Origin of the sequence: Amycolatopsis sp. NPDC001319, assembly GCF_042896185.1 — a bacterium.
GTDB lineage: Bacteria > Actinomycetota > Actinomycetes > Mycobacteriales > Pseudonocardiaceae > Amycolatopsis.
The window spans coordinates 1,088,378-1,097,311 of sequence record NZ_JBIAWY010000002.1; the positions used below are offsets into that span (position 1 = coordinate 1,088,378).

General features: G+C 72.3%; 7 protein-coding genes and 1 pseudogene. 7 read left to right on the plus strand and 1 reads right to left on the minus strand.

Annotated features, from left to right (window positions below):
• Positions 1-70: 70 nt before the first annotated feature.
• From ACFY1H_RS10320 to ACFY1H_RS10350, 7 genes and pseudogenes are all read left to right on the plus strand, one after another.
• Positions 71-1,498, plus strand: coding sequence for a helix-turn-helix domain-containing protein (locus ACFY1H_RS10320; protein WP_386945922.1), 1,428 nt, complete (start codon positions 71-73; stop codon positions 1,496-1,498).
• 50 nt (positions 1,499-1,548) lie between these two features.
• On the plus strand, positions 1,549-1,956 hold the full coding sequence (locus ACFY1H_RS10325) for a YkvA family protein (RefSeq protein ID WP_366587122.1): 408 nt from the start codon (positions 1,549-1,551) through the stop codon (positions 1,954-1,956).
• A gap of 138 nt (positions 1,957-2,094) precedes the next feature.
• On the plus strand, positions 2,095-2,916 hold the full coding sequence (locus tag ACFY1H_RS10330; protein ID WP_366587124.1) for a nuclear transport factor 2 family protein: 822 nt from the start codon (positions 2,095-2,097) through the stop codon (positions 2,914-2,916).
• 134 nt (positions 2,917-3,050) lie between these two features.
• Positions 3,051-3,587, plus strand: coding sequence for a hypothetical protein (locus tag ACFY1H_RS10335; protein WP_386945924.1), 537 nt, complete (start codon positions 3,051-3,053; stop codon positions 3,585-3,587).
• 329 nt (positions 3,588-3,916) lie between these two features.
• Positions 3,917-4,540, plus strand: coding sequence for a TetR/AcrR family transcriptional regulator (locus tag ACFY1H_RS10340; protein ID WP_386945926.1), 624 nt, complete (start codon positions 3,917-3,919; stop codon positions 4,538-4,540).
• A gap of 88 nt (positions 4,541-4,628) precedes the next feature.
• Positions 4,629-5,561 carry a TIGR03619 family F420-dependent LLM class oxidoreductase gene (locus tag ACFY1H_RS10345; RefSeq protein ID WP_366587130.1) on the plus strand — a complete coding sequence of 311 codons (933 nt, stop codon included), beginning with the start codon at positions 4,629-4,631 and terminating at the stop codon, positions 5,559-5,561.
• Positions 5,562-7,535: 1,974 nt separating this feature from the next.
• A pseudogene (locus tag ACFY1H_RS10350) lies at positions 7,536-8,657 on the plus strand (amidohydrolase family protein); the annotation flags it as partial.
• Positions 8,658-8,851: 194 nt separating this feature from the next.
• Here ACFY1H_RS10350 and ACFY1H_RS10355 read toward each other — a convergent pair.
• On the minus strand, positions 8,852-8,934 hold an 83-nt coding region (locus ACFY1H_RS10355), incomplete at its 5' end, for an integrase core domain-containing protein (protein ID WP_386945928.1).

The following is an 8,934-nucleotide window of genomic DNA, read 5'->3' on the forward strand; positions in this document are numbered from 1 at the left end:
GTCTCCTAGCCTTACCCAAGCCGGACGCACAATCGGCCGAGACGCAGTGCGGCGTCTCCCGGGAGGTGACATGACACGCGGTGACGGGCTCGAGCCCCGCGGCGACACCACGCCGAGGCTTCGGGCGTCGTGGCAGCGCAGCGCGCGTTACGGGGTGCCCGACGACGAGGTGAAACCCGTGTTCACGGCCACGGTCGACACGGGGTCGCTGCTGTTCGAGTGCGGCAACGAGGTGCTGCGCGGCCTCCACGCGACGCTGGCCGACGAACCCATCAGCCTGATGCTCACCGACAGCGAAGGCCTGGTGCTCAGCCGGCTGTGCGGCGACCCGGGGATGACCCGGTCACTGGATCGGGTGCACCTCGCGCCGGGGTTCTCCTACGCGGAGAGCAACGCCGGCACCAACGGCCTCGCCCTCGCGCTGGCCGACCGCACGCCGTCGCTGGTCCGCGCGGGCGAGCACTACTGCACCAGCCTGCGCGGCTACACGTGCGCCGCCGTGCCCGTGCTCGACCCGATCACGGGCGCGCTGGCCGGCAGCGTGAACCTCACGACGTGGTCCGAACAGTCGTCGGGGCTGCTGCTCGCGCTGGCGCAGACGGCCGCCGGGCACACCACCTCGCTCATGCTCGCGCGGGCCTCGGGCCGGCGCCCGCGCCCCGCCCCGCGCGGCGAGGTCTTCCGCGTGTACGCCGATCGCATCGACCCACCGGAGCTTTCCGCCGCGTGGCAGCACGCGCTGCTGGAGGCGATGGACACGATGGGCCGCGGCCGCTCCGTCGCCGTGGTCGGCGAGCCGGGCGTCGGCAAGACGGCGCTGGCCGCGCTGGCCCGTCGTGAGCTGTACCCGCGCGAGCGCGTGCTCAACGCGCGACCGCCCGCGCCCGACGACGTGGACGCGTGGCTCGCGATGTGGGCCCCGGAGGTCGGCAAGGCCGACACGTGCGTGATCGTCTCCGGCGTCGACGCCCTGCCCGCCTGGGCCGCCGGTGAGCTGGCCGCCCGGTTCACCGGTCACCCGGCCGGTTTCGTCCTGACCGCAGCGGATTCCGCCGCGATCCCGAAGCCGTTGCTGTCCTTCGTGGACACCGTCGTCGAGCTCCCGCCCCTGCGCCTGCGGCCCGACGACATCCTCCCGCTGGCCCACCACTTCGCCCACCGCGCCCGCGGCCGCGCCGTCTCGTTCACCCCGGCCGCCGCCCGCGCCCTGGCGACCCACGACTGGCCCGAGAACGCCAAGCAGCTCCGGCGCGTCGTCGCCGAGGCCGCCGCCCGCGCCGACACCGTCGACACGCACCACCTCCCGCCGGAGGTGTTCACGACGACGGGCCACCGGCTCAGCCGCCTGCAGGCGATGGAACGCGACGAGATCGTGCGCTGCCTCGCCCAGCCCGGCGCCACCGTCGTCCGCGCGGCCGCCGAGCTCGGCATGGGCCGCGCGACGATCTACCGGAAGATGGCGCAGTACGGAATAAAGAACCGGCAGCTACGTTCCTGAACTGCCCTTCCGTAGCATCGGGCCGTGACGACAAACCTCGGCCCCGGCCGGTGACCGGCTCGTTCTGGTGGGACCTGGTGATCGGGCTCGCCGGTGGGCTGCTGCTGTTGTGGCTGGCCCTCGTGGTCGTGCTCGCCGTGGTCCGCCCGCGCGGCGACCTGCTGCGCGAGGCGCTGCGCCTGCTTCCCGACGTCCTGCGGCTGATCCACCGCCTGGCCGGCGACCGCAATCTTCCCCGCGGCGTGCGGGTGCGGCTGGGTCTGCTGCTGGTCTACCTGGCGCTGCCGATCGACCTGATCCCGGACTTCATCCCGGTGCTCGGCTACGCGGACGACGCCATCGTTGTCACCCTCGTGCTGCGCAGTGTCGTGCGCCGCGCCGGGATCGACGCCGTCCGCGCGCACTGGCCCGGCACCGAAGACGGGTTCGCCGGTCTGACGCGGTTGACCGGCCTCTGATCCGGACGGGCGCCTCGTGCCGTGCCGTGTAGGGCGTTATACACCGGGTGAAGTCAGCCTTCCGGGACTGTCGCCGCGGCGCCGGACGGGGCAGGGTGGGGTCCGGGTGTCCGCTCGGGAGAAGGAGCGTGGGTCGAGATGCCGTGGTTCCCGGACTTCGTGAATGCCGCCGAGCTGGCGCGCAAGCAGACCCGTGTCCAGGGGCACGAAGATCCCGTCGGGCAGTTCTTCGCGGCGCTGACCGACGGCGACGCGCGCACGCTCGAGACGATCTGGCCCGGTGAGGTCGCGGTGTTCGACCCCCGGGCCGGGGAGATCCGCAGCCGCAAGGAACTGCGGCACTTCGTGCACGTGAACCAGGTCTGGCTGCGCGACCAGCACGCCCGCGCGGAGACGATCGCGACCACGCGCGTCGGCGGGCGTGCCGTGGTCGAGCTACTGGCGCGGCTCGGCGGCGACGGGCAGGAGGTGGCCTGGCCGGTGGCCGTGGTCGCCGAGTCCGCCAAAGAGCGGTCCGTGGTCTTCCGCACCTACTGCAGCCAGTGGCCGGTCGACGGGCGCCGGCACCTGCGGCCGCCGATCCTCGCGTCGGCCGACACCCCGCTCGGCGACGTCGTCGGGCACTACCTCGCGGCGCTGGCGGCGGGCGACGCCGACGCGATCGTCGGCACCTTCTCCCCCACCGGCTACCTGCGCGAACCCATCGGCACGCACGCGCAGCACACCGGTCCCGACGCGCTGCGCGAGTTCTTCACGACGACGTTCGCCGCCGGCGGGATCCACCTGGAACCGTGCGTGGTCACCGACGACGGCGTGCGCTGCGTCCTCGAGTACAACTGCGTGCGCTGGGGCCCGCACGCCGTGCCGCCGCAGGCCGGGGTGTGCGTGTTCGACCGCGGCCCGGACGGGCTGCTGAGCGCGGTCCGCGTCTACGACGACATCGAGGCACCGGCGGCGTGAGCCCACCGGACCGGTGACCAGCACCCGCGTACGCACGCAGTAGTACGCCGAAGTACCGCAGCTCGACGGACGACGTCCGCCCGCCTTCCCCCGACGATGGACGCACAGCACGGGCCATCGACGGAGGAGGCGGCATGGCGACCGGACAGGGGTGGCGGCTCGGCGCGAGCACCCGGAAGTGGTACCTGGTCGGGCACATCGTGTCCGGGGCGGCGTGGTTCGGTCTCGACCTCGCGCTGGGGATCCTCGCGTGCACGGCGCTGCTGACCGACGACCCGGCCGTGACCGCGACGTCGTTGCAGGCGCTGGAGTTCTTCGCCGTGTGGCCCATGTTCGCCGCATGCCTGCTCACGCTCGCGACCGGCGCCGTGCTCGGCCTGGGCAGCAAGTACGGCCTGGTCCGGTACTGGTGGGTGGCCGCGAAACTGGCGGTGAACGTGCTGATGGCGGTGCTCATCCTGATCGCGCTGCGGCCGGGGATCGACGCGGCCGCCGATTACGCCCGGGTGCTGATGGCCGGTGAAACCGCCGCGCGCCCGGCGGATCTGCTGTACCCGGTGTTCGTGGCGCCGAGTCTGCTGCTGTTCTCCTATGTGATGACGGTGTTCAAACCGTGGGGTCTCCTCCGGCGCGGTGCGGCCGCGAAAGCACTCGCCCACGACGGAGCGTGAGCGGAAAGGGCGGCGGGGGCACGAAAGCGTGCAAGATCGTTTTCGGGCGAGGCGTGACCCGCGTTTCCTGTTAGCGTCGATCGAGAAGGGCCGAATGGCCGGCCGGGATCGACAGGGAGGAAATGACCATGTTTCGCCTTCGCAGGATTCTCGGTCACGTCGTGAGCGGATTCGCCACCGCCGGGTTGTGCGTGAGCGGTCTCGCCGTCGCCGAAGCCTGATCTTCGCCATTCTCGGCGATTCTTTTCGCGAAAAGGAATCGCATTTTCTCTCGCACCCGCGGTGACCACGAAAGCCGCCGCCGGCCGCCTGCAGTACCGTGACGGTCCGTGACTCCCGAGAAGCCGCCGACCGCGCGCCAGGCCGCCGCCGAGCAGACCCGGCAGAAGCTGCTCGAAGCCGCGCTGGCGGAGTTCTCGCGGCGGCCCTACGCCGAGGTGACCGTCGGAGACATCGCGCGCGCCGCCGGCGTGGCCCACGGGCTGGTGTCACACCATTTCCAGGGCAAGCAGGGTGCATACGTCGCCGCGGTGGCCGAGGTCTACGAGCAGCTGCGCGAGGCGGAGGAAGCCGAGCAGCCGGCCGCGGTGCCCGAGCGGATCCGGGCCCGCTTTCGCGGCTTCGTCACCTTCCTCGCCGCGCACCCCGACCTGGCGTTGAACCTGGTCCTCGCCGTCGGCCGGGACGAGGCGTTCGCCGACCTCCGCGGCCGGAACCTGCGGGTGCTTGCCGGGCTGCTCGGCCTCGACCCGGATCGGCCCGCCGTGGCCACGGCGCTGCGCTCGTTCGCCGACGGCGCCGAAGGCCTGACGGCCGATTGGCTGCGGGACGACCGCCCGTTCGACCTCGACGCGCTGGTGGAGGCGTTCTGCGCCCTGCTCGCCGGCGCCCTGCGCGGCGCGCGCGAGCTGGACCCCGCCCTCGACGTGGCGAAGGCCCTCGCCCGCCTGTAGCGATCGGCTGGTTTCGCTCTCAATCAGTTTCGGCGTACGCTGATCATTGATTAACAGTCAATGATTGATGGTCGGCAAGGAGACCTGGATGAAGCTCGGCGTGACGCTGCCCCAGAACTGGAAGTTCGACCCCCGCATCGACCTGGTCCGCGGCGCCCGCGAGGCCGAGGAGCTCGGCTACGACAGCGTGTGGGTGGCCGAACGGGTGCTCTACCCGCGGGATCAGACGGGGATCCACCGGCTCACCGAGTACGGCGACGGCGCGTGGCCCGACGTCTACCGCAAGGTGCTCGACCCGATCGTGGCGATGACGATGGCCGCGACCGTCACCTCGCGGGTCCGGATCGGCGCGTCGGTGCTGCTGCCGCCGCTGCACATGCCCTACCGGCTGGCGAACTCGCTGGCGGCGATCGGCGCGATCAGCGGCGGGCGGGTGATCGCGGGGCTCGGCACCGGCTGGTCCGTGGACGAGTTCGCCGCCACCGCGCCCCGGCCGATGGATGAGCGCGGCGCCGCCCTGGAGGAGTTCCTCGACGTGGCCGACGCGGTCTGGGGCCCGGACCCGGCGTCCTTCGAGAACGAGCGCTACACGTTGTGGCCGGCCGAAACCGGCCCCAAACCCGCCGAGCGGATCCCGGTGTTCCTCGGCGGCTGGTCCCGCAAGCCGCTCGAGCGCATCGCCCGCCGCGCCGACGGCTGGCTCCCGGTCATGGTGCCGCCCGCCCAGGTCGCCTCGACGCTGACCGACCTGCGCAAGCGGGCCGAGGAGCACGGCCGCGGCCCGCAGGCGATCCGGTGCATCGCGATCATCGCGCTGGGCGGCGAGTTCGTGCGCGTCGAGACGGCCGATCGCGCGCCGTACCAGGGCAGCATCGAGCAGATCCTCGGCGATGTCGCCGAGCTGGGTGCCGCAGGTGTCGAGGAAGCCGTGCTGACGCTGCCGAACATCTCGCGCGACATCGAGGAGTACAGCGACCTGCTCGCCGAGTTCCACGCGGCGTTCGGCGCGGCCGGGATCTGACCACCGCGATGTCCGGCACTACCCCGGACGGCCCGGTCGCCAGGGCCGTCCGGGCAAGACGACTGCTCTGTTCGTGTCGTTCCGTGGTCGAGGGTTCACTCACGGCACAACTTCGGTACTAGGGTCCGGTTCGATCTTGCGTCGAGGTGGAGGTGGGACTCGGTGACGGTCAACAGGCGGGGATTCCTGACCGGTGTGGCAGGTGCGGTCGGGGCCGTGGGCCTCGGCACCGCGAGCGCCGGACGGGCGGCGGCCGAGCCCCGGGCGGGTCAGCCGCTCGCGCTGCGCCAGGGCACGAACATCGCGGCTCAGGTCTCCCCGGACGGTCGCCAGGTCGCCCTCGACCTGCTCGGCGTCCTGTGGCTCGTGCCGGCGCACGGCGGGCCGGCCCGGCGGCTGACCGGCGATCTGTTCGACATCGCGATGCCGACGTGGTCGCCGGACAGCGCCGCGCTGGTGTTCCAGTCCTACCGCGAGGGCAGCTTCGACCTCTGGACGATCCGGGCCGACGGCACCGGTCTGCGCCGGCTCACGAGCGGGCCGTTCGACCACCGCGAGCCCGTTTTTTCGCCGGACGGCAGTAAAATCGCCTACTCGTCCGACGCGCCGGGCAGCTACGGGATCCACGTGCTGGACGTCGCGTCGGGCCGGGCCACGCTCGTCACCGACACGCCCGACGAGGAGTACGAGCCGGCATGGTCACCGGACGGGAGCAAGCTCGCGTTCGTGGCGGCCGGGACGAGGATCGACGTCGTCACGGTCGCGAGCGGCGCCCGCAGCACGTTCGCCACCGAGCCGGGCACCGTGCTGCACAGTCCGATGTGGACACCGGACGGCCGCGACCTCGTCTACGCGCGCTACTCCGGCGGGGTGCCGCCGGTCGCGGTCGGCGCCGCCGAGCTGGTGCGGGGCGGGAAACCGCTGTTCACCGGCGAGGACGTCTTCCCGTTCCGCGTCTCGTGGCTGAGCGCCGACGAGTACCTCTACACCGCCGACGGCGCGCTGCGGCGCCGCAGCCTCGGCGGCGGCGCGGCGACGGACGTGCCGTTCACCGCTCCGGTCACGGTCGCCGGCGGGCCCGTCCACGCGCGGCCGCGTGACTTCACCTCGGCCAAGGCGAATCCGGTGCTCGGCATCGGCAGCCCGGTGCTCTCGCCCGACGGCCGCAGTGTCGCGTTCCGGGCGCTCAACGACATCCAGGTGATGGAGCTCGGCCGGCCACCGCGTCCGTTGACCGGCGACGGCTGGTGGAAGAGCGATCCCGCGTGGTCACCCGACGGCACGCGGCTCGCGTACTCGACCGACCGCGGCGGCACGCTCGACCTGTGGATCCGCGATCTGAAAACCGGGCAGGACCGGCAGCTGACGAACCTGCCCGACCTCGCCGCGGTCTCGGGCACCTGGTCTCCCGACGGCACGAAGATCGCGTTCCTCGACCAGACCGGCGCGCTGCACACCGTCGACGTCGCGTCGGGCGCGGTGCGGCAGATCTTCACCGCGACGTTCGAGCCCGGGCGCCCGACGTGGTCGGCCGACGGCCGGGTGATCGCGCTGGCCGCGGTGAAGCCGTTCTCCGCGCGCTACCGCGAGGGGCTCAGCAAGATCCTGCTGGTGAACGTCGCCACGGGCGAGGGCCGCTACGTCGACCCGATGCCGGACCGCTCGATCCAGACCCGCGGTGACGACGGGCCGGTGTGGTCCCCGGACGGGCGGCGGATGGCGTTCGTGGTGGCCAGCGTGCTCTACGTCGTGGACGTGCACGCGGACGGCACCTTCGCCGGAAAACCGCGGCAGATCACCGACGAGGTCACCGATGCGCCGAGCTGGAGCGGCGACTCGCGCACGGTGCTGTACCTCAGCAACGGCCGGCTGCGGCTCGTCTCGGCGTCCGGTGGGAAGCCACGCACCGTGCCGACGAACCTGACCTGGACCAACGCCCGCAACCGCGGCCGCGTGGTGGTGCGCGCCGGCCGGATGTGGGACGGCACCTCACGCACACTGCGGTCCGATGTGGACATCGTGGTGGACGGCGGCCGGATCACGAGCGTGGAACGCGCGGGCAGCAGGCTCGACGGCACGGTCGTCGACGCGCGCGACGGCGTGGTCGTGCCCGGCATGATCGACATGCACAACCACCGCCAGATGCAGGGCTACGGCTACGGCGACCGCCAGGGCCGGCTGTGGCTTTCGCTCGGCTTCACCACGACCCGCTCCCCCGGCAGCCCGGCGTACCACATGGTGGAGGAACGCGAGTCGATCCAGTCCGGCGCGCGCCTCGGGCCGCGGTACTTCGCGACCGGCGAGGCGATCGACGGTTCGCGCATCTACTACAACTTCATGCGCCCGACGTTCGACGAGCGCCAGCTGGAGCTCGAGCTCGACCGCGCCGAGAAGCTCGACTACGACCTGATGAAGGCCTACGTCCGGCTCAGCCCCGAGATGCACCGGCGCGTGATCGACTGGGCCCACGCGCGGCGGCTGCCCGTGACGTCGCACTACCACCACCCGGCACTCGCGTTCGGCGGCGACGGGATGGAACACATGGGCGCCACCAACCGCCTCGGTTACTCGCGCACGGTGTCGCTGCTCGGCTCCGGCTACGACGACGTGGTGGCGCCCTTCGTCCGCCGCGGCGCCGCACGTACGCCCACGCTGTTCGCGGCCAGCGCCCTGTTCCGCGACGACACCAGCCTCGTGACCGACCGCCGCGTGCGCACGCTGTACCCGGCGTGGGAGTACACCTCGCTGCAGAACTCCGTCACCGCCGCGAAATCCGCCGACCAGACCGCGCTGCTCGACAACCTGCGCCGCCAGGTCGCCCAGGCCGCCGCGATCCTGCGCGGCGGCGGGCGGGTCGTCACCGGCACCGACTCCCCCATCGACCACACCGCCGTGAGCACGCACATGAACCTGCGCGCGATGGTCAAGTACGGCTTCACCCCGTACGAAGCGCTGACCACCGCCACGAGCATCGCCGGCGACGTCCTGGGCGAACCCCTGGGCCGCATCGCCCGCGGCTGCTACGCCGACCTCGTCGTCCTCGGCGCCGACCCGCTCACCGACATCACCGCCGCGGCCGACGTCCGCCGGACCCTGGTGGCCGGCCGCGAGCACACGGTGGACGACCTGCTGGCGCCGTTCACCTCTGTCCCGACCACGGCCGCGGTCAACCCGCGGCTCGCGCCGGTCCCCGACCACCCCGCCAACGCCGCCTTCTGGTGGCACGACCCGCATTACGTCGCGGCGGCCCGCACGTCGTGCTGCAGCGGGCCACTAGGTGTATTCGGCCGTCAGGTTGGTGGCAGTCGACTGGTGGGTGGATGCCCGCCGAGTGCGCTGTGGCGGCGTTGAGTGTTGTAGTGCTGGAGCCAGG

Excerpts from the sequence above, each read along its gene's own strand:
- ACFY1H_RS10320 (WP_386945922.1), top strand. The coding sequence starts at position 71 with ATGACACGCGGTGACGGGCTCGAGCCCCGCGGCGACACCACGCCGAGG.
- ACFY1H_RS10330 (WP_366587124.1), top strand. The coding sequence starts at position 2,095 with ATGCCGTGGTTCCCGGACTTCGTGAATGCCGCCGAGCTGGCGCGCAAG.
- ACFY1H_RS10335 (WP_386945924.1), top strand. The coding sequence starts at position 3,051 with ATGGCGACCGGACAGGGGTGGCGGCTCGGCGCGAGCACCCGGAAGTGG.
- ACFY1H_RS10345 (WP_366587130.1), top strand. The coding sequence starts at position 4,629 with ATGAAGCTCGGCGTGACGCTGCCCCAGAACTGGAAGTTCGACCCCCGC.